Genomic DNA, 19072 nt, shown 5'->3' with positions numbered 1-19072 from the left:
TCAGGGCCGGGGGCGACGCAGCAGTACGGTCAGGGCCAGCAGGGCGCAGACGGCAAAGACCATCAGCCCCCAAAGCGCGTACTCCACGCCCAGCAGGCTGACGCGGGCGTCCATGCAGGTGGCGTAGATCCCGAACAGCCAGGGCAGGGAGGCGTCCAGCCCCGATGTGGTGATGAAACGATCGGCAAAGGTCTGCGCGCAGGAGAACATCTGCGCGGCCACACTGTACTGATACCAGGCCGCGATGATGCCGGATATCGCCAGCAGGCCGGCCAGGCCGGCGCCGGTCCGGCGCACGAAGGCCGGGCCCCAGCCCATGCCCGCCAGCCCGCAGACGGCGGCAATGGCCAGCAGGATCAGTCGTTGCAGCACGCACCAGGCGCAGGGTTTCATGTCGAACACGTATTGAGAGATCAGGGCAAAGCCCACGGCGGCCAGGCAGAGCAGGCTGATGAGGCGCAAAAGACGGTCGGAGCGGGTCTGGGTCATGATGATCGAAGAGAGGTTGGAGTCGTCTGATTGGAAGTGAAAGCGGTGTCTGACGCGGCGCCTAGCGATTCGAGGACCTGGCGCTCGAATTGCCGCTGGACGCGCGGATTTTCCAGGCCGGGACCGTCGAGAACGAAAATGTCCTCGATCCGGTCGCCCAGAGTCATGATCTTGGCCATTCTCGGACTGACGTCATGCTGGGCAAATACCCGGGCAAGATCGTGCAGCAGGCCCACGCGGTCGGCCGCTGTGACCGTCAGCCTCCAGTTGCCACCCTGTTCGTCGGGTTGCAGCGTGACGCTGGGCATGATCGGGAACGCCCGCGAGCGGCGCGATCCGGGAGAGGGGGCCGTCGTGTCGCGGCGTGCGCCCGGAGGATCAATGAGCGCGGCATGCAGTTCGTGCTCGATGAGGGAGGCATGGGCGCGGTAATCGCGGTGATGCTCCAGAAGCAGCACGATGAAACTGTCCAGCGCCCAGCCCTGGCGCGTGATGTGGATGCGTGCGTCCTGGATGCTCAGGCCATGGCGCTCGAAATAGGTGCACAGGTCCATGAAGAGATCCGGCCGGTTGGGCGCGTAGGCCAGGATCTGCAAGGCCTCGCTCTGGCCCAGGACGCGGGCGCGCACGACCGGATCGGGTTCGTTGAAACGGTGATACAGGTGGCGTGTGTGCCAGGCGATCTCATGGGCGTCGTGGCGCAGGAAATAGGCTACGTCCAGTTGTGACCAGAATGCCTCGCGGCTGGCGTCGCGCAGCCCCATCCGGCGGGTTTCGGCAGCGGCGGCATCTTTGCGCAATGCCAGGATGGTCCGGGTATCGGGCTGTTCGCCGCCCAGCGCCGAGAGGGTCCGGTGATACAGGTCTTCCAGCAGTTTGCCTTTCCAGGTATTCCAGACCCTGGGGCTGGTGCCGCGGATGTCGGCCACGGTCAGCAGATACAGCGCGGCCAGCCGGCGCCGGGACCCGACCCGGGCCGCGAATTCGTGAATCACCCGGGGATCGCTCAGGTCGCGTTTCTGCGCCACGTGAGACAGGGTCAGGTGCTCGCGCACCAGGAAATCGAGCAGCTCGACGGACTCGTGCGGCAGATCGTGACGACGGGCGAAGCGCCGCACCTCGGTGGCGCCCAGTTGGGAATGATCGCCGCCGCGTCCCTTGGCGATATCGTGAAACAGGGCCGCCACATACAACAGCCAATGGTCGTCCAGGTCGGCGATCAGCTGGCTGGCGAGCGGGTATTCCTGCGCATGTTCCGGCATGGTGAAGCGGCGCAGATTGCGGATCACCATCAGGATGTGCTGGTCCACGGTATAGGTGTGGAACAGGTCGTGCTGCATCTGGCCGACAATGCGCCGGAAGGCGGGCAGGTAGCGCGGCAGAATGTTCCACATCGTCATGTCCCGCAGCGCGTGGACGATGCCGCGTGGCTGGCGCAGGATCAGCAGGAACAGGCGGCGGTTGGCCGGATCGTCGCGAAATGCCCGGTCGATGCGATGGCGGGCATGCCACATGGCCCGCAGCGTACCGGCAGCCATGCCCTGCAGCTCCGGATGCTGCTGGGTGATGAGAAAGACTTTCAGCAGCAGGCTGGGCATGCGCTCGAAGGCGTCCTCGCGGATCAGGGCGAGCCGTTCGCGACGGATGCAGAAATGCCCGTCCAGAACGATGGGGTCCTCTTGGGGGCGGGGGAACAGCCGCTCCTCCAGAGTCAGCATCAGCAGCCGGTTGACCTGACAGACCACCCGTGCCGCCCAGTAATAACGTTGCATCAGCAGTTCGCTGGCGCGTCGATGCGGCTGATCGACAAAACCATAGACCTTGGCCAGCCGGGGCTGTACATCGAACAGCAGGCGGTCCTCGCGGCGGCCAGCCAGCAGATGCAGTTCGATGCGCAGCCGCTTGAACGCCAGTTCCGCGCGTCGCAGCGCGCGGAATTCAGCCGAAGTCAGCAGGTCGGTGCGGGCGACTGCAGTCCAGGTCGTGCCCAGGTCGGCCGCGCGCGCCAGCCACAGCAGCACTTGCAGATCGCGCAATCCGCCCGGGGACTCCTTGCAGTTGGGCTCCAGCGCATAGGGCGTATCCTGGTGGCGCGCGTGGCGCTGCTGCATTTCGGAGCGCTTGGCGAGGTAGAAATCGCGGGGGTTCAGATCCTGGCGCATGCGCTCACGGAAGCGCCTGAACAGCGATCGGCCGCCCGCCAGCCAGCGGGCCTCCAGCAAAGACGTCTGAACGGTGATGTCGGCCGCCGCCTCATGGCGGCATTGTTCCAGGGTGCGCACGCTCAGCCCGGGTTCCAGTCCGATGTCCCACAGGGCGGCGACCAGGGCTTCGATGCGTTCACGGGCGGCAGCGTCCGGCGCGCGCTCGAGCAGGATCAGGATATCGAGGTCGGAGCCCGGGTAGAGTTCGCCTCGCCCATAGCCGCCGACAGCGGCCGCGCAGGCGCCGGCAGGCAGGGGATGGATTTCCAGCAAGCCGTGCAGGGTGTCGTCAGCAATGCGCCGCAGGCTGGACAGCAGCTTGTCGGGCCGCAGGTGCTCGCGCCAGGACTGGCACGCCCCGGCCTGGCGCGCCTGCATCCGGGTGCGCAATTCGGTCAGAAGCTGCCGGTGCTGGCCGGGGTCTTTGTGGGCGGCGTCGTGCGCGGCTGCGGCCGCGCCTGTTCGTATGCCCATGCGGATGTCAGGCGTGTGCCTGGGCGGTCTTGACGCAGGCCGGCGGGGCGGGCATGCCGGGCGAGACCGTCAACACTTCGTGGCCGTCATCCGTGACCAGAATGCTGTGTTCCCACTGAGCCGACAGGCTGTGGTCCCGCGTCACGACCGTCCACTGGTCGGCCAGGGTGCGGATTTCGCGGCGTCCGGCATTGATCATGGGTTCGATCGTGAAAATCATGCCGGACTCCAGGCGCACGCCCGTCCCGGGTTTGCCGTAGTGCAGCACCTGAGGGTCCTGGTGAAAGCGCCGTCCGACGCCGTGGCCGCAGTATTCGCGAACCACGGAAAAACCGGCGGTTTCGGCGTGCCTCTGGATCGCATGGCCGATGTCGCCCAGGGTGGCGCCCGGTCGGACCTGTTCGATGCCGAGCCACATGCATTCATAGGTCGTGTCGATCAGACGGCGCGCCAGGATGGACGGCTCGCCCACGCAGTACATGCGGCTGGTGTCGCCGAACCAGCCATCCTTGATGATGGTGACGTCGATATTCATGATGTCGCCGTTTTTCAGAACCTTGTCGCCGGGAATGCCATGGCAGATGACATGGTTGACCGACGTGCAGATCGAAGCGGGGAAGGGCGGATACCCCGGCGGGGCGTAGCCCACGGTGGCCGACTTTACTTGCAGCGTGTGGGTGATGTAGTCCATGCACAGGCGGTCCAGTTCCCCCGTCGTGACCCCGGCGCGCACATGCGGTTCGAGATAATCCAGCACGCTGGCGGCGGCCTGGCAGGCGGCACGCATCTGGTCGATTTCGTGGGGGGCGGTGATGATTTGGCTCATGGGGTGCTTGCTGTGCAGACGAGATGGATAGTAGAATTATAGGCTTAGCTGTAAATAGCGTGCCTAGCCACCCAAGGGTGTCTTTGGGACGACGTGGACAGGGTTGCCACCAGGGCTTACGGGCCGAAGGCTTATTACGAGCCGAAGGCTTGCAGGCCAAGGCTTGCAGGCCAAGGGTCGCAAGCAAGCGTCATCCACAGGATGGCTGCCTCCCCATTCATGTTAGCCCCGGATACTGGCCAGGGACAAGACCAAACCCTCTCGGAGATTTTTTATGTCGCTCATGCGCGAAATGCTTGAAGCCGGTGTGCATTTTGGCCACCAGACCCGTTACTGGAACCCGAAGATGGCCGAGTACATCTTCGGTCAGCGCAACAAGATCCATATCGTCAACCTGGAACGCACGGTCGAAAAATACCTGGAAGCCAGCCAGTTCGTGCGTCAGGTCGCCGCCCGCGGTGGAAACGTGCTGTTCGTCGGCACCAAGCGTTCCGCCCGCGAACTGATCGCCGCCGAAGCCCAGCGCTGCGGCATGCCTTATGTCGACAGCCGTTGGCTGGGCGGCATGATGACCAACTTCAAGACGGTCAAGACCTCGATCAAGCGCCTCAAGGACATGGAAGCTCAGCAGGCCGAAGGCGCCACCGAGCACATGACCAAAAAAGAGGCCCTCATGTTTGCGCGCGAAATGGACAAGCTGAACAAGTCCATCGGTGGCATCAAGGACATGAACACACTGCCCGATGCCCTGTTCGTCATCGACGTGGGCTACCACAAGATTGCCGTCGCCGAAGCCCGCACCCTGGGCATTCCGGTCGTCGGCGTGGTTGATACCAACCACTCGCCCGAAGGTATCGATCACGTCATCCCGGGTAACGACGACTCTTCCAAGGCCATCGCCCTGTACGCCCGCGGAATGGCCGATGCCGTGTTGGCCGGCCGCGAGCAGAGCCTCAATGGCCTGGTCGAAGAACTGGCCGAAGGCGAGGAATTCATCGAGGTCGAGCAGGATCAGGAACAGGAATAATTTCCTGCCGTCCCCCGTCCCGGCCCACCGCCTTCAGGCGGTGGGTTCGTCGCGCGCCGCATCCTGGCGCGCGCATTGATTGAACAGGAGAATACACAATGGCTCAAATCACTGCCGCCATGGTCAAGGAACTGCGCGAAAAGACCGATGCGCCCATGATGGAATGCAAAAAGGCCCTGACCGAGGCCGAGGGCGATCTGGCCCGCGCCGAGGAACTGCTGCGCGTCAAGCTGGGCAGCAAGGCTTCCAAGGCGGCCAACCGCGTGACGGCCGAGGGCCTGGTGGGACTGTTCATTGCCGCCGACGGCAAGAGCGGCGCACTGGTCGAAGTCAATTGCGAGACGGACTTTGTCGCCAAAAATGACGATTTCATCGCTTTCGTTAACGATCTCGCCCGTATCGCCGCCGAACGCAATCCTGCTGACCTGGACGCGCTGAGCGCCTGCGCCATGGGTGACGGCACGGTCGAATCCGTGCGCGCCCACCTCGTGGGCAAGATCGGCGAGAACATGTCGGTGCGTCGCTTCCAGCGTTTTGACACCCTGGACGGCCTGAGCAGCTATGTGCACAGCGGCCGTATCGGCGTGCTGGTCGATTTCGCTGGTTCCGAAGAGGTCGGCAAGGATCTGGCCATGCATATCGCGGCGACCAAACCTCGTGCACTGAATGCGGACGGCGTGGATCCCGCCCTGATCGCCGCGGAACGCTCCGTGGCCGAGCAGAAGGCCGCTGAATCCGGCAAGCCGACTGAAATCGTCGCCAAGATGGTCGAAGGCTCCGTACAGAAGTTCCTCAAGGAAATCACGCTGCTGTCGCAGCCTTTCGTCAAGAACGACAAGCAGACCGTCGAGCAGATGCTCAAGGAAAAATCCGCCCGGATCAACCGCTACGCTCTGTTCGTGGTGGGCGAGGGCATCGAGAAGAAGTCCGAGGATTTCGCCGCGGAAGTCGCCGCTGCCGCCAGCGGTTCCTGATTTTCGCTGATTCGGGTACGATGGCAACGCGCCCGATGCCTGCCATGCGGTGCCGCAAATCTTCGCGATAGCCTGACTGTCGCGGCGGTTTGCGCCGCTGGGCCCGGCAGGTTCGGCTCGCGTGTGTACCCGCTGCCGGGAGACGCGCCCGGCATTCGTACCGCCCTATGCTTCTCGAACCTTTCTTTTTCCAGGAATCTGGTGCATGTCAACTCCTGCCTACAAGCGCGTTCTCCTGAAACTCTCGGGTGAGGCTCTGATGGGCGGCGATGCCTTCGGCATCAACCGCGCGACCATTCTTCGCATGACCGAGGAAATTCACGGCATCGTGTCTCTCGGCGTGCAACTGGCTGTGGTCATCGGCGGAGGCAACATCTTTCGGGGCGTGGCGCCGGGCGCCCAGGGCATGGACCGCGCCACGGCCGACTACATGGGGATGCTGGCCACCGTCATGAACGGCCTGGCGCTACAGGATGCCCTGAAAAATCACGGCGTCGATGCCCGGGTCCAATCGGCCCTGAACATCGATCAGGTGGTCGAGCGCTACATTCGTCCCAAGGCGCTGCGTTACCTCGAAGAAGGCATGGTCGTCGTCTTCGCGGCCGGGACCGGCAATCCCTTTTTCACCACCGATACGGCGGCCGCCTTGCGCGGCGCCGAGATTGGCGCCGAAGTCGTACTCAAGGCCACCAAGGTCGATGGCATCTACAGTGCCGACCCCAACAAGGACCCCAACGCGACTCGCTATTCGCGCATCAGTTTCGACGAGGCGATCGTGCGTCGTCTCGAAGTCATGGACGCGACCGCCTTTGCACTGTGCCGCGATCAAAAGCTGCCGATCAAGGTCTTTTCGATCAACAAACCGGGAGCCCTCCGGCGCGTCGTCTGTGGCGAGGACGAAGGCACCCTGGTTCAAGTCTAGGAATCCGCATGAGTCTTTCCGACATTCGCCGCTCGGCTGACGAGCGCATGGGCAAATCCATCGAATCGTTGAAGGCCAATCTGGCCAAGATCCGCACGGGCCGCGCCCATGCCGGCATCCTGGACCATGTGCTTGTCGAGTACTACGGTTCTCCCGTTCCGGTGGGGCAGGTCGCCAACGTGACCGTGATCGACGCCCGTACCCTCAGTGTGCAGGTCTGGGAAAAGTCGATGGCGGGGCCGGTCGAGAAAGCGATCCGCGAATCCGATCTGGGCTTGAATCCCATCGCCATGGGAGACAACATCCGCGTGCCGATGCCGGCGCTGACCGAGGAACGCCGCCGGGATCTGACCAAGGTCGTGCGCAGCGAGGGTGAGGATGCCAAGGTCGCTGTGCGCAACCTGCGCCGCGAGGCCAACGAAACCCTCAAAAAGCGGGTCAAGGACAAGGAAATCTCCGAGGACGAGGATCGTCGCGGCCAGGACGAGGTGCAAAAACTCACCGATCGTTACGTGGCCGAAATCGACAGACTCGTCACCCAGAAGGAAGCCGAGATCATGACGGTCTGAGACCAGTCCGAGCGACGCCACGGCGTATGATCGAACCTTCATCTTCCACGCTTGCCATTCCCGAGACCGGGGACGTGCCCAATCATGTGGCCATCATCATGGATGGCAATGGCCGCTGGGCGACCCAGCGGATGCTGCCGCGCACGGCAGGGCATGTGCGTGGGGTCCAGGCCGTGCGCCGCATCGTCGAGGCCTGCGGCCGCCGGGGCGTGCGCTACCTGACACTGTTCGCGTTCAGCTCCGAAAACTGGCGGCGGCCGGCCCAGGAGGTTTCGCTGCTGATGCGGCTGTTCGTGCGCACCCTCGAAAAAGAAGTCGACCGGCTGCAGGCCCAGGGCGTGCGCTTGCGGGTGGTGGGCGATCTGTCGGCCTTCGATCCGCATCTGCGCGGCCTGATCGAGGACGCCGAGCGGCGTACGGCCGGTCAGTCGGTCATGACCCTGACCATTGCGGCCAATTACGGCGGCCGCTGGGATATTCTGCAGGCCACCCGGGCGCTGCTGACCAGCCGTCCAGAGCTGGTCTCTCACCCCGAAACCCTGGACGAGGCTGCCCTGACGCCTTGGCTGACCATGTCCTATGCGCCGGAGCCCGACCTGTTCATCCGCACGGGCGGAGAACAGCGGATCTCCAATTTCCTGATCTGGCAGCTGGCCTATACTGAACTGTATTTCACGGACTGCTGGTGGCCGGATTTCGATGCCGGGCAGCTCGATCAGGCCTTTGCGTGGTACCGGGGACGGGAACGGCGCTTCGGCCGCACCAGCGCCCAGCTGCGCGGCGCCGTCTGAAAGGAGCCCCGCCCATGCTGCGCCAGCGTATCCTGACCGCCATCGTCCTGCTGTTGATCGTGACGGGCGCCGTGACCGCCCCGACTCCCTGGCCGATGCTGGCGTTGTTGGGATTGATGGCCGGCTGCGCGCTGTGGGAATGGCTGCGGCTGGTGGTCAAAGGCGCCGCCGTGCCGTGGGTCGGCGCGCTCCTGTTCATCATTGTGCTGATTCCGCTTTCCATGCAGCTGGCCGATGGTCAGGCCATACTGGATACCGTGTTCGGGCGCTTTCTGCTGCCGCTGGCGGTGCTGTTCTGGCTGACCGCCGCGCCTGCTTTCGTGGTGCGCGCCCATGTTCCGGAGGGATGCCGGCCCGGGATTCTGGCGCTGGCCGGGGTGCTGACCCTGGCGGCTGCCTGGTATGCCCTGGCCTGGGTTTTTCTACGTTTCGGCGCGGCCGCGCTGATCAGCTTGTGGGCCCTGATCTGGGTTGCAGACATCGCGGCCTATTTTGCGGGCCGCAGCTTGGGGCGTCGCAAGCTTGCGCCCCGCGTCAGCCCGGGCAAGACCCTCGAAGGCGCTGCAGGGGGCATTCTGGTGGCCACGGCCTGGCTGGTCGCGACCGCACTGTGGTGGCCGGACAGTTTCGGTTCGCTTCTGCGAGTGCATCTCGGCTGGCCGGGCCTGATTCTGGCCGGTCTCGTACTGGCGGCCTGGTCCATCGTCGGCGACCTGTTCGAATCGCTGCTCAAGCGTCGCGCCGGCGTCAAGGATTCCAGCCAGCTGCTGCCGGGGCATGGCGGCGTGTATGACCGTATCGACGCGGTGCTGCCCGTGGCGCCGGCCGCCGTGCTCCTGCTGCTGGCGGGCCTCTGAGGGCCTCCGGCCTGTACGACACGTTTTCATTCGCATTTACAGGTCCAGACACCATGCCCGTCCAGCAACACCTCTGCATTCTCGGCTCGACCGGCTCTATCGGGGTGAGTACGCTGGATGTCGTGGCGCGCCACCCGGACCGATTCTCCGTCCATGCGCTCAGCGCGCACAGCCGGATCGAGGCCCTGGCCGACCAGGCGGCGCGGCATGACGCGCGGGTCGTGATCGTGCCCGACGATGCCGCCCGGACCCGTTTCCTGACGGCCTGGCCGGCGGGTCGCCCCTTGCCGGAAATCCGCCAGGGCGCCCAGGCGCTGGCAGATACGGCCGCCGCGCCGGAGGTCACTGCCGTCATGGCCGCCATCGTCGGCGCGGCCGGCCTTCCCGGGGCGCTGGCCGCCGCACAGGCAGGCAAGCGGGTTCTGCTGGCCAACAAAGAAGCGTTGGTGGCGGCTGGCAACCTGTTCATGCGGGCCGTGCGAGAATCCGGCGCCGAGTTGCTGCCCATCGACAGCGAGCACAATGCCATCTTTCAATGCCTGCCGCGGACGGCGGACCGGTCGCGGGCGCCGACCAGCCCGGACGAAGGGGTGCGCCGGTTGCTGCTCACGGCCTCCGGCGGGCCGTTCCGTCGCACGGCGCTGGACCAGCTGGATTCCGTCACGCCGGACCAGGCCTGCGCGCATCCCAATTGGCGCATGGGTCGCAAGATTTCAGTCGATTCCGCCACCATGCTGAACAAGGGGCTGGAAGTCATCGAGGCCCACTGGCTGTTTGCCATGCCCCTGGAGCGCATTCAGGTTGTGGTCCATCCCCAGAGCGTGGTGCATTCCATGGTCGAATACCTGGATGGCTCCATCCTGGCCCAGTTGGGCCAACCCGACATGCGCACGCCCATCGCCTTCGGCCTGGGCTATCCCGAGCGCATCGACAGTGGCGTCGGCCTGCTGGAACTCGCCCGGCTCGGACGCCTGGATTTCGAGACTCCCGATCTCAAGCGGTTTCCCTGTCTGCGGCTGTCCTTTGACGCGCTGGGCCAGGGGCAGGGGGCCTGCATTGCGCTGAATGCGGCCAATGAAGTGGCCGTGGAAGGCTTCCTGCGCGGTCGAATCCGCTACACTCAAATTCCGCCCATCATCGAGCATTGTCTGGACGACTCCGTGGCGCACGGGATGCGCACGCCATCCTCCCTGGCGGAAATTCTCGATCTGGATGCGCACACGCGCCGCGTAGCGGCTGGCATGTGCCAGCCGCACTGAGGCCGCGATTCCCGGTTTCCTTTTATGTTGTTGACCCTGTTTTCTTTTCTTCTCGCGCTGGGCCTGCTCGTCACTTTTCACGAACTGGGCCACTACTGGGTGGCGCGGCGCGCGGGCGTTCCCATCGTGCGGTTCTCGGTCGGCTTTGGTCGGGTGCTGCTGCGTCGCCATGACCGGCACGGCACGGAGTGGGCGCTGTCGGCCATCCCGCTGGGCGGCTATGTAAAGATGCTCGACGAGGCGCCGCCGGATGCCGATGAAGCCACCCGACGCGCCGTGTTCAATGCTCAACCGCTGTGCCGGCGCGTGGCTGTCGTGGCGGCCGGGCCTGTCGCCAATCTGCTGCTGGCTGCGGTGATCTATGCCTTCCTGGGAATGTGGGGCACACAGGAGCCGGCCGCCGTGCTGGCAGCGCCGCCCGCCGGCACTCCCGCCGCGCTGGCCGGCGTCCGGGGGGGCGACACTCTGACCGCCATCGAGGGAGAGCCGGTGGCCTCCTGGACCCAGGCCCGCTGGCGATTGGCCGAACCGCTGTCCGTGGGGGGCGAGGTGCCCCTGACGCTGATGGCCTCCGACGGCACGGTCCGCACGGATTCGCTGCGGCTGATGCCCCAGGCGGTGGTGCCCGACGGTCCCGATCCGCTGCAGGCGGCCGGGCTGGTGTTGCAGGCGCCGTATCCGGTGGCAGGCGATCTCGTGGCGGGCGGGGCGGCCGAACAGGCCGGGCTGCGGCCAGGGGACCGCATCCTGGCCACCGGCGATCTTGAGCAGCCGTCCGTCGAATCCTTCATCCAGATCGTGCAGGGTCATGCTGACCGGCCGCTGCCCCTGGTCGTCTCGCGGCAGGGCGCCCGGGTCTCGCTGTCCGTGACGCCCCGGCCCGAAGCGGGGGAGGGTGGCCGGACGGTAGGCCGCATCGGCGTCATGATCCAGGCCGAACGCCCCCGGGTTCTGGTGCGGCAAGGGCCGCTGGAGAGCCTGTGGCTGGGGGTGCGCCGCACGGCCGACATGAGCCTGTTCACGCTGCGCATGATGGGGCGCATGGTCGTGGGCGAGGTTTCCTGGAAAAACGTCACCGGCCCGGTGACCATTGCCGAATACGCCGGCCGGACCGCCCGGGTCGGCCTGGAGTCCTATCTGGGCTTTCTGGCGCTCATCAGCATCAGTATCGGTGTGCTGAACCTGCTGCCCATTCCGATGCTGGACGGCGGTCATCTGCTGTTCTATTTGATCGAGGCGCTGCGCGGGGGCAAGCCCTTGTCCGAGCATGTCCGGGATCTGGGTCAGCGGCTGGGGCTGGGGGTGATCCTGGGCCTCATGGTTCTCGCCTTGTTCAATGATTTTTCTCGGCTTTTCAGCGGATAGGGTTGTGACTTACAATCGCGCATCACTTCAACGTGCCCCTCCACGGTCGAATAGGATTGCCAGGATGTCGTTTCCCCGGAATTTTCGCCTGATCAAGCGCGCCATCCCCCTGGTGCTGACCTCGCTGCTGGCTCCCGCCATTGCAGCAGCCTTCACGCCGTTCGTGGTCAAGGACATTCAGGTCAAGGGGATCGAACGCGTCGATCCCGGCACGATTTTCACCTATCTCCCCGTCAAGGTCGGTCAGACCTTCACCCAGGAAGAAGCCTCGACCGCCATCCAGAAGCTCTATGGCACGGGGTTCTTCAATGACGTCAAGATCGATGCAAAGGGCAGTGTTTTGGTCGTCACCGTCGTGGAGCGTCCCACGATTGCCTCGATCAATTTCAACGGCATGCGCGAATTCGACGCCAAGGCGCTGACCCAGTCCCTGGCGCAGGTCGGGTTCGGCCAGGGCCGGATCTTCGACCAGGCCATGCTCGACCGCGCGGTCTTCGAGCTCAAGCAGCAATACCTGTCCAAGGGCAAGTACGGCGTCCAGATCAATCCGGTCATCACGCCGCTGGAGCGCAACCGGGTCGGGGTCAGCTTCGATATTTTCGAGGGCGAGGTCGCCACCATCGACAAGATCGAGTTCATCGGCAACGAGGCGTTCTCCGCCGGCACGCTCGAGGATCAGCTGGAACTGACCACCGGCGGTTTCATGACCTGGTACACGGGGACCGACAAGTATTCGCGCGAAAAACTCGAGGGCGACGTCGAGCGCATCCGCTCGTACTACCTGGATCGGGGATACCTGGAGTTCGCCATGGAGCCGCCCCAGGTCTCGATCTCGCCCGATCGCAAGGCCATCTACATCACCATGACCCTGCACGAGGGCCAGCCCTATACACTGGGCCCGGTCGATCTGGCGGGGGACCTGCTCGGCCTGGACGACAAGATCCAGCCGCTGGTCACCATCAAAGAAGGCGAGGTCTTCTCGGCCGAAAAGACCAACGCCGTGGCCAAGTCCATCACCGACTACCTGGGAACGCTGGGCTACGCCTTCGCCAATGTCAATCCCAGTCCGGTGCTGGATCGCGAAAACCATATCGCCAAGCTGACCTTTTTCGTCGATCCGGGCCGCCGCGTCTATGTGCGCCGGATCAACATCGGGGGCAACACCCGCACCCGCGACGAGGTCGTGCGGCGTGAGATGCGCCAGCAGGAAGCCGCCTGGTACGATGCCTCCAGCATCAAGACCTCCAAGGAACGCGTCGACCGCCTGGGCTTTTTCACCGAAGTCGCCGTCAATACGGATCCGGTGCCGGGTTCGCCCGACCAGGTGGACGTCAATGTCGACGTCAAGGAAAAGCCCACCGGCATGATCAACCTGGGCGTGGGCTACGGCACCACCGACAAGCTGCTGCTGTCGGCCGGCATCAGCCAGGACAACATCTTCGGCAGCGGCAATTCCCTGTCTCTGAACATCAATACAAGCAAGACCAACCGCGCGGCGGTGATCTCGCATACCAATCCCTACTGGACCAAGGACGGCATCAGCAAGACCACGTCTCTGTACTATCGCCGCACCACGCCTTATGACGTGTCCGACAGCGAGTCGAACGGCTGGTACACGGTCGAGTCCATGGGGGCCGGCCTGAATTTCGGCGTGCCGATCACCGAGGTCGATCGTATCTTTGCCGGCCTGACCTTCGAGCGCAATTCGCTCAAGGACATCCGGCGGGCCGGTACCAATCCGGCACCCTGGGCCTATCAGGATTTCGTCGATCAATATGGCGACACCACCAATGCCGCCATCTTCACGGTGGGCTGGTCCAAGGACACCCGGGACAGCGCCCTGGCGCCCCATCGCGGCAGCTACACCCGCGTGTCCGCCGACGTGTCGACCATGGACCTGCGCTACTACAAATTCAGCGGCCAGCAGCAATATTACCTGCCGCTGGGTCGCGCGTTCACTCTGGCCGTAAACGGGCAGGTGGACTGGGCCAAGACCTATGGCAACAGCGGCAAGCCCTTCCCGGTGATCAAGAACATGTATGCCGGCGGTATCGGCTCGGTGCGTGGCTACGAGGGCGCCTCCCTGGGGCCGCGCGACCCGCTGACCGATACCTATCTGGGCGGTTCCAGGCGGATCATCGGCAACGTGCAGCTCTACCTGCCGTTCCCGGGCGCGACGCGCGACCGCACCCTGCGCTGGTTCGTGTTCTCCGATTTCGGTCAGGTCTCCACGACCGACGGCTATGGTTGCGCCCAGGGCGTGGGCGGCCGGGTGGCGGATCCCTGCGGCTGGAAATATTCTGCGGGGCTGGGACTGTCCTGGGAGTCACCCATGGGGCCGTTGCAGCTGTCCTTTGGCCGTGCGCTCAATGCCAAGGAAGGTGACGAAAAGCAAGTCTTCCAGTTCCAGATTGGCACGGGTTTCTGATTCTCCTCGTTTGATGGCACAATAGCTCTCTTTGTAGCTGCTTTGATCCTAGGTGGATTCTTTATCATGTCTGTTTCAGGTCTGAATGTTTCAACATTGGCGCAACGCGCCGTGCGTCGCCACCGGGCCCTGGCCCTGGCGGCAGCCATCGGTCTGGGAGCGCTGTTTGTTGCGCCTTCCTATGCCCAGGGCACCAAGATCGGTTTTGTCAGCACTGAGCGCATCCTGCGTGACTCCAAGCCCGCAAAGGCGGCTCAGGCCAAGATCGAAGCCGAATTCAAAAAGCGCGATCAGGAGTTGCAGCGGCTGGCCGACAGCCTGCGCTCCGAGGCCCAAAAACTCGACAAGGACGCTCCGGTGCTGTCCGAGTCCGAGCGTGTCAAGCGCCAGCGCAAGCTGCAGGACATGGATTCCGATCTGCAGCGCAAGCGCCGCGAATTCCAGGAAGACTTCAACCGCCGCCGCAATGAGGAGTTTTCCTCCATTGTGGAAAAGGCCGATGCCGCGATCAAGAAAATCGCGCAACAGCAGAACTACGACCTGATCATTCAGGACGCTGTGACGGTCAGCCCGCGCGTGGACATCACCGACCAGGTCATCGGCGCCCTGGGCGGCTGATTTCCGATGCCTGTGCTGCTTGCGCCCGATCGGGCGCCCGCATTGTCCGAGCTGCTGCGGGCTGCCGATACGGCTGGATTGGGATGCAGCATCACAGGCGCGCCGCAGGCTGGCGGCCTGAAAATCGAAGGAATCGGCTCCCTGAATGCGGCGGGCCGGTCCGAAATCAGCTTCCTGTCCAATCCCCGTCTGCAGTCTCAGCTGGATGACTGCCGCGCAGCGGCCGTCATCCTGCGCCCGCAGGACTGGGATGCCTATCGATCCCGTCGGTCCGACGCGCCCGCCTGGGCAGCGGTGCTGTGTCCCCAGCCTTACGTGATGTATGCGTTGCTGGCCCAGTGGTTCGATCGCTACCGTCAGGCCGGCCTGCCTCGAGGCATTCATCCCAGCGCCGTGATTGCCGACGATGCCGTGCTGGCCGATGACGTGCATATCGGCCCGTTGACGGTGATCGAATCGGGCGTCCAGCTTGCCGCAGGCGTGCGCATCGGCGCCGGCTGCGTCATCGGCGCCGGTAGCGTCATCGGCGCGGACAGTCTGCTGCATCCCCATGTAACGCTCTACCACGGCGTGCATGTGGGCGCGCGCGCCATACTGCATTCGGGCGTGGTGCTGGGCGCCGATGGCTTTGGCTTCGCCCCGGATCCGCGTATGCCCGGCGCATGGGCCAAAATCGCTCAACTGGGCGGTGTGCGGATCGGTGACGATGTGGAAATCGGCGCCAATACCACCGTGGATCGTGGCGCGATCGAGGACACGGTGCTGGGCAACGGAGTCAAGCTCGATAACCAGATCATGATCGGCCATAATTGCCGGATCGGTGATCACACGGCCATGGCGGCCTGTGTGGGCGTGGCCGGATCCACGACCATGGGACAACGCTGCGTGATCGGCGGCGCGGCCATGTTCGGCGGTCATCTGACCCTGGGTGACGATGTGCACATCTCGGGAGGGACAGCGATCACCTCGGATGTTCTCAAGGCCGGGCGTTACACGGGGGTCTTCCCTGTGGCGGAGCATAGCGCCTGGCAACACAATGCAGCTGTGATCGGCCAGCTCTCGCAATTGCGCAAGCGGCTGCGTGCCGCGGAGCGCCAAGGCGCAGCCGGAACCTCCGGTCAGCCGACGAACCACAAGCAGGACACACAATAATGGAACTCGATATCAAAGACATCATGGAACGGCTGCCGCACCGGCAGCCGATGCTGCTCGTGGACCGCGTCCTGGAAATGGACCCTGGCAAGAGCATCGTGGCCATCAAGAATGTCACCTACAACGAGCCCTTCTTCCAGGGCCATTTCGCCCATCACCCGGTCATGCCCGGCGTGCTCATCATCGAGGCCCTGGCGCAGGCGGCCGCGCTGTTCTCGTTTGCCGATGCGGGAGCGCCGAACCTGGCCAGCACCAAGATCGCCTATTATCTGGTCGGTGTCGATGGCGCCCGTTTCCGGCGCCCCGTGGTCCCGGGCGATCAATTGCGCATGGAGGTCTCGGCCGACAAGCTCAGCCGCTCCATCTGTAAATACACCGCCGTGGCCAAAGTCGGCGACCAGATTGCCGCCGAGGCCAAGATCATGTGCGCGGTGCGTATCCTGGAGGAATGATGGGCGCGGCGCAGATTCACCCGACAGCCCTTGTCACGTCAGGCGCGGTGCTGGACGAGGATGTCGTCATCGGCCCCTACAGCATCATCGGCGAACATGTCCGCATCGGCGCGCGGACACGCGTCGGCGCGCATTGCACGATCGACGGCCGGACCGCCATCGGCCCGGACAATCATTTCTACCGTTATTGCTCCATCGGCGGCATCCCGCAGGATAAAAAATACGCGGGCGAGCCCACGGCGCTCGAAATCGGCGCGGGCAACACGTTCCGCGAATTCGTCACCGTGAATATCGGCACGGCGCAGGACGAGGGCACCACGCGGCTGGGCGACGACAACTGGATCATGGCCTATGTCCATATCGCCCATGATTGCCAGCTGGGCAGCCACACCGTGATCGCCAACGGCGTTCAACTTGCCGGGCACATTCACATCGGCGACTGGGCCATCCTGGGCGGTCTGTCGGCGGTGCATCAGTTCGTGCGCATCGGTGCGCACACCATGATCGGCGGCACCAGCTCCGTGCGCCAGGACGTTCCCCCCTACATGATCGGCGCGGGGGACTCTTTCCGGCCGGTCGGCATCAATGCCGAGGGGCTGAGCCGGCGCGGCTTCACGCCCGCCGATGTCCAGGCGCTCAAAGATGCCTACAAGATTCTCTACCGGCGCAAGCTGAGCGTGGAGCAGGCCATCGAGGCGCTGGCCGTCCTGCAGGCCGAGCATCCTGCCGAGGCGCCTGCGGTCCAGACGCTGCTGGATTTCCTGCGCGCATCCAGCCGGGGTATCGCCCGGCCATGACGTTCTCCGCCGCCATCGTGGCAGGAGAGCCTTCCGGCGACCTGCTGGCGGCGCGCATGCTCCGCGGCCTGCGTGCGCACGATCCGCAGGTCCGGGCCATGGGCATCGGCGGCCCGGCCATGGCCCGGGCGGGCTTCGAGGCCTGGCATCCCATGGATGCGCTGTCGGTGTTCGGCTATGTCGACGCCTTGCGTCAGGCGCCGCGCCTGATCCGCACCTGGCGCGATACCCGCCGCCGCACCCTGGATTGGCGTCCGGATGTGTTCGTGGGTGTCGACGCGCCGGATTTCAACCTGCGCCTCGAAGAAAAACTGCGGGCCGCTGGCATTCCCACTGTGCATTTAGTGGGCCCCTCGATCTGGGCCTGGCGCTTCGAGCGCATTCATCAGATCCGCCGCGCCGTGTCGCACATGCTGGTGCTGTTTCCCTTCGAGGTCGATCTGTACCGGGAGCAGGGGGTGCCGGTGACGTACGTCGGGCACCCCCTGGCTGAGCTTATTCCTGTGCGGCCCGACCGGGCCGCGGCGCGTCGGCGCCTGGGGCTGGAACCCGGGCGCCGGACGCTGGCGCTGATGCCGGGCAGCCGCGAATCGGAGATCCGCCTGCTGGCGCCGCGGTTCTTGCAGGCGGCCCAGATCCTGCGGAGCCAGGATTCCGACCTGCGGATCATCGTGCCGGTCGTCAATGCGCGCCGCCGCGCGCAGTTCGAGGCCATTCTGGCGCAGAATCCCGTCCCGGGCTGTACGGTCCTGTCGGAATTGCCTGCGGCAGGGCCAGGGGCGCAGGAGCCGCTGCGGCGCGCCGATGGACCGGACACGACTGAATGGCCCATTGCCTGGCATGCCATGGAGGCTGCCGATGCCGTCCTCGTGGCCAGCGGCACGGCCACCCTGGAAGCTGCGCTGTTCAAGCGGCCTCTGGTCATCTCTTACGTCATCACGCCCTGGATGCGGCGCATCATGGCCTGGAAATCCGGCCAGGATGCACCCAGTCTGCCCTGGATCGGCCTGCCCAACATCCTGGAGCGCGAATTCGTCGTGCCGGAGCTGTTGCAGGAAGACGCCACCCCGCAGGCTCTGGCCGAGCACACCTGGGCGGCCCTGACCGATGCGGATCTGAGCGCGCGCATTGCGCAGCGCTTCACGGCGCTGCACGAGACCCTCAGCCGCGATACGCCGGCACTGGCCGCACAGGCAATCCTGGAAACCCGTCGTGATCACGCCTGACCTGTTCGACGGGCTGTCGCCGCAGGGGCCAGTGGCGGGCGTGGACGAGGCCGGACGCGGCCCCTTGGCCGGCCCGGTTTTCGCGGCGGCCGTCATTCTGGATCCGGAGCGCCCCATCGAGGGCCTGGATGACTCCAAAAAACTCAGCCCCGAGCGCAGGGAGCATCTGGCCGGGCAGATCCGGGCCCGGGCCTTGGCCTGGGCAGTGGCCCGGGCCGATATTGAGGAAATCGAGCGTCTGAACATTCTGGAGGCCACGATGCTGGCCATGCGGCGGGCCTGTCTCGATCTGTCCCTCGCGCCGGCGCTGATCCTGGTGGACGGCAATCGTCTGCCCAAGGGCCTGCCATGCTGCGCCCGGGCCGTGATCGGAGGCGATGCGCTCGAACCCGCCATTTCCGCCGCGTCGATCCTGGCCAAGACCGCGCGCGATGCCTGCTGTCTGGAACTGCATGCGCGCTATCCGCACTATGCCTTCGATCGCCACAAGGGGTACGGCACCGCGCTGCACATGGCCCGGCTGGCCGAATTCGGCCCCTGTCCTGCGCACCGACGCGGCTTTGCGCCCATCCGCCGCCTGCTCGAAGCAGCCGGCGCCGGGACCGGAAAGCAGCGCGGGGAGGGCGAGGCATGACCGCTGAA

18 protein-coding genes are annotated in these 19072 nt (G+C 64.9%); 15 read left to right on the top strand and 3 right to left on the bottom strand.

The features are described 5' to 3' along the window. The 3 genes from ACK5JE_RS08875 to map are packed head-to-tail and all read right to left on the bottom strand — an operon-like array spanning nucleotide 1 to nucleotide 3993. Nucleotides 1-489: a disulfide bond formation protein B gene (locus tag ACK5JE_RS08875; protein WP_416801333.1), complete on the bottom strand. Its 489-nt coding sequence runs from the start codon at nucleotides 487-489 to the stop codon at nucleotides 1-3. Beyond that, nucleotides 486-3167 (bottom strand): [protein-PII] uridylyltransferase, encoded by a 2682-nt coding sequence (locus ACK5JE_RS08870; protein ID WP_416801332.1) that lies wholly within the window; start codon nucleotides 3165-3167, stop codon nucleotides 486-488. The genes ACK5JE_RS08875 and ACK5JE_RS08870 overlap by 4 nt, the downstream gene beginning before the upstream one ends. 7 nt (nucleotides 3168-3174) lie before the next feature. Further along, nucleotides 3175-3993, bottom strand: coding sequence for a type I methionyl aminopeptidase (gene map / locus ACK5JE_RS08865; RefSeq protein WP_416801331.1), 819 nt, complete (start codon nucleotides 3991-3993; stop codon nucleotides 3175-3177). Nucleotides 3994-4267: 274 nt separating this feature from the next. On the opposite strand from map, the gene rpsB reads away from it, so the two are divergent. From rpsB to rnhB, 15 genes are all read left to right on the top strand, one after another. Then, the gene (rpsB, locus tag ACK5JE_RS08860) at nucleotides 4268-5020 is read left to right on the top strand and encodes a 30S ribosomal protein S2 (protein ID WP_416801330.1); all 753 of its coding nucleotides are present in this window, start codon (nucleotides 4268-4270) and stop codon (nucleotides 5018-5020) included. 98 nt (nucleotides 5021-5118) lie between these two features. Then, nucleotides 5119-5994: a translation elongation factor Ts gene (gene tsf / locus ACK5JE_RS08855; protein ID WP_416801329.1), complete on the top strand. Its 876-nt coding sequence runs from the start codon at nucleotides 5119-5121 to the stop codon at nucleotides 5992-5994. Nucleotides 5995-6199: 205 nt separating this feature from the next. Next, complete coding sequence (gene pyrH, locus ACK5JE_RS08850) at nucleotides 6200-6916, top strand: UMP kinase (protein WP_416801328.1); 717 nt, start codon at nucleotides 6200-6202, stop codon at nucleotides 6914-6916. Nucleotides 6917-6924: 8 nt separating this feature from the next. Next, nucleotides 6925-7485, top strand: a complete 561-nt coding sequence (gene frr, locus ACK5JE_RS08845; RefSeq protein ID WP_416801327.1) for a ribosome recycling factor — start codon at nucleotides 6925-6927, stop codon at nucleotides 7483-7485. 26 nt (nucleotides 7486-7511) lie between these two features. Then, nucleotides 7512-8276, top strand: coding sequence for a polyprenyl diphosphate synthase (uppS, locus tag ACK5JE_RS08840; RefSeq protein WP_416801326.1), 765 nt, complete (start codon nucleotides 7512-7514; stop codon nucleotides 8274-8276). A gap of 14 nt (nucleotides 8277-8290) precedes the next feature. Beyond that, on the top strand, nucleotides 8291-9133 hold the full coding sequence (locus ACK5JE_RS08835) for a phosphatidate cytidylyltransferase (protein WP_416801325.1): 843 nt from the start codon (nucleotides 8291-8293) through the stop codon (nucleotides 9131-9133). Nucleotides 9134-9186: 53 nt separating this feature from the next. Continuing rightward, nucleotides 9187-10392, top strand: coding sequence for a 1-deoxy-D-xylulose-5-phosphate reductoisomerase (locus tag ACK5JE_RS08830; RefSeq protein ID WP_416801324.1), 1206 nt, complete (start codon nucleotides 9187-9189; stop codon nucleotides 10390-10392). A gap of 24 nt (nucleotides 10393-10416) precedes the next feature. Continuing rightward, nucleotides 10417-11757, top strand: a complete 1341-nt coding sequence (gene rseP / locus ACK5JE_RS08825) for an RIP metalloprotease RseP (protein WP_416801323.1) — start codon at nucleotides 10417-10419, stop codon at nucleotides 11755-11757. Between the two features lie 64 nt (nucleotides 11758-11821). After that, nucleotides 11822-14185 carry an outer membrane protein assembly factor BamA gene (gene bamA, locus ACK5JE_RS08820; RefSeq protein WP_416801322.1) on the top strand — a complete coding sequence of 788 codons (2364 nt, stop codon included), beginning with the start codon at nucleotides 11822-11824 and terminating at the stop codon, nucleotides 14183-14185. 66 nt (nucleotides 14186-14251) lie between these two features. Further along, nucleotides 14252-14803, top strand: a complete 552-nt coding sequence (locus ACK5JE_RS08815; protein ID WP_416801321.1) for an OmpH family outer membrane protein — start codon at nucleotides 14252-14254, stop codon at nucleotides 14801-14803. Between the two features lie 6 nt (nucleotides 14804-14809). After that, entirely contained in the window at nucleotides 14810-15955 is a 1146-nt protein-coding gene (gene lpxD, locus ACK5JE_RS08810) for a UDP-3-O-(3-hydroxymyristoyl)glucosamine N-acyltransferase (RefSeq protein ID WP_416801320.1), read from the top strand. Continuing rightward, nucleotides 15955-16407: a 3-hydroxyacyl-ACP dehydratase FabZ gene (gene fabZ / locus ACK5JE_RS08805; protein ID WP_291768721.1), complete on the top strand. Its 453-nt coding sequence runs from the start codon at nucleotides 15955-15957 to the stop codon at nucleotides 16405-16407. The genes lpxD and fabZ overlap by 1 nt, the downstream gene beginning before the upstream one ends. Then, nucleotides 16404-17204, top strand: a complete 801-nt coding sequence (gene lpxA, locus ACK5JE_RS08800) for an acyl-ACP--UDP-N-acetylglucosamine O-acyltransferase (RefSeq protein ID WP_416801319.1) — start codon at nucleotides 16404-16406, stop codon at nucleotides 17202-17204. Before fabZ ends, lpxA begins: the two co-directional genes overlap by 4 nt. Next, the gene (gene lpxB, locus ACK5JE_RS08795; protein ID WP_416801318.1) at nucleotides 17201-18430 is read left to right on the top strand and encodes a lipid-A-disaccharide synthase; all 1230 of its coding nucleotides are present in this window, start codon (nucleotides 17201-17203) and stop codon (nucleotides 18428-18430) included. Before lpxA ends, lpxB begins: the two co-directional genes overlap by 4 nt. After that, nucleotides 18417-19064, top strand: a complete 648-nt coding sequence (rnhB, locus tag ACK5JE_RS08790; protein ID WP_416801317.1) for a ribonuclease HII — start codon at nucleotides 18417-18419, stop codon at nucleotides 19062-19064. Before lpxB ends, rnhB begins: the two co-directional genes overlap by 14 nt. Nucleotides 19065-19072: the final 8 nt, after the last annotated feature.

The sequence above is a fragment of the Castellaniella sp. genome, from assembly GCF_047971665.1.
Classification (GTDB): domain Bacteria; phylum Pseudomonadota; class Gammaproteobacteria; order Burkholderiales; family Burkholderiaceae_B; genus Castellaniella.
This window is presented reverse-complemented; position numbering and strand designations above follow the sequence as displayed.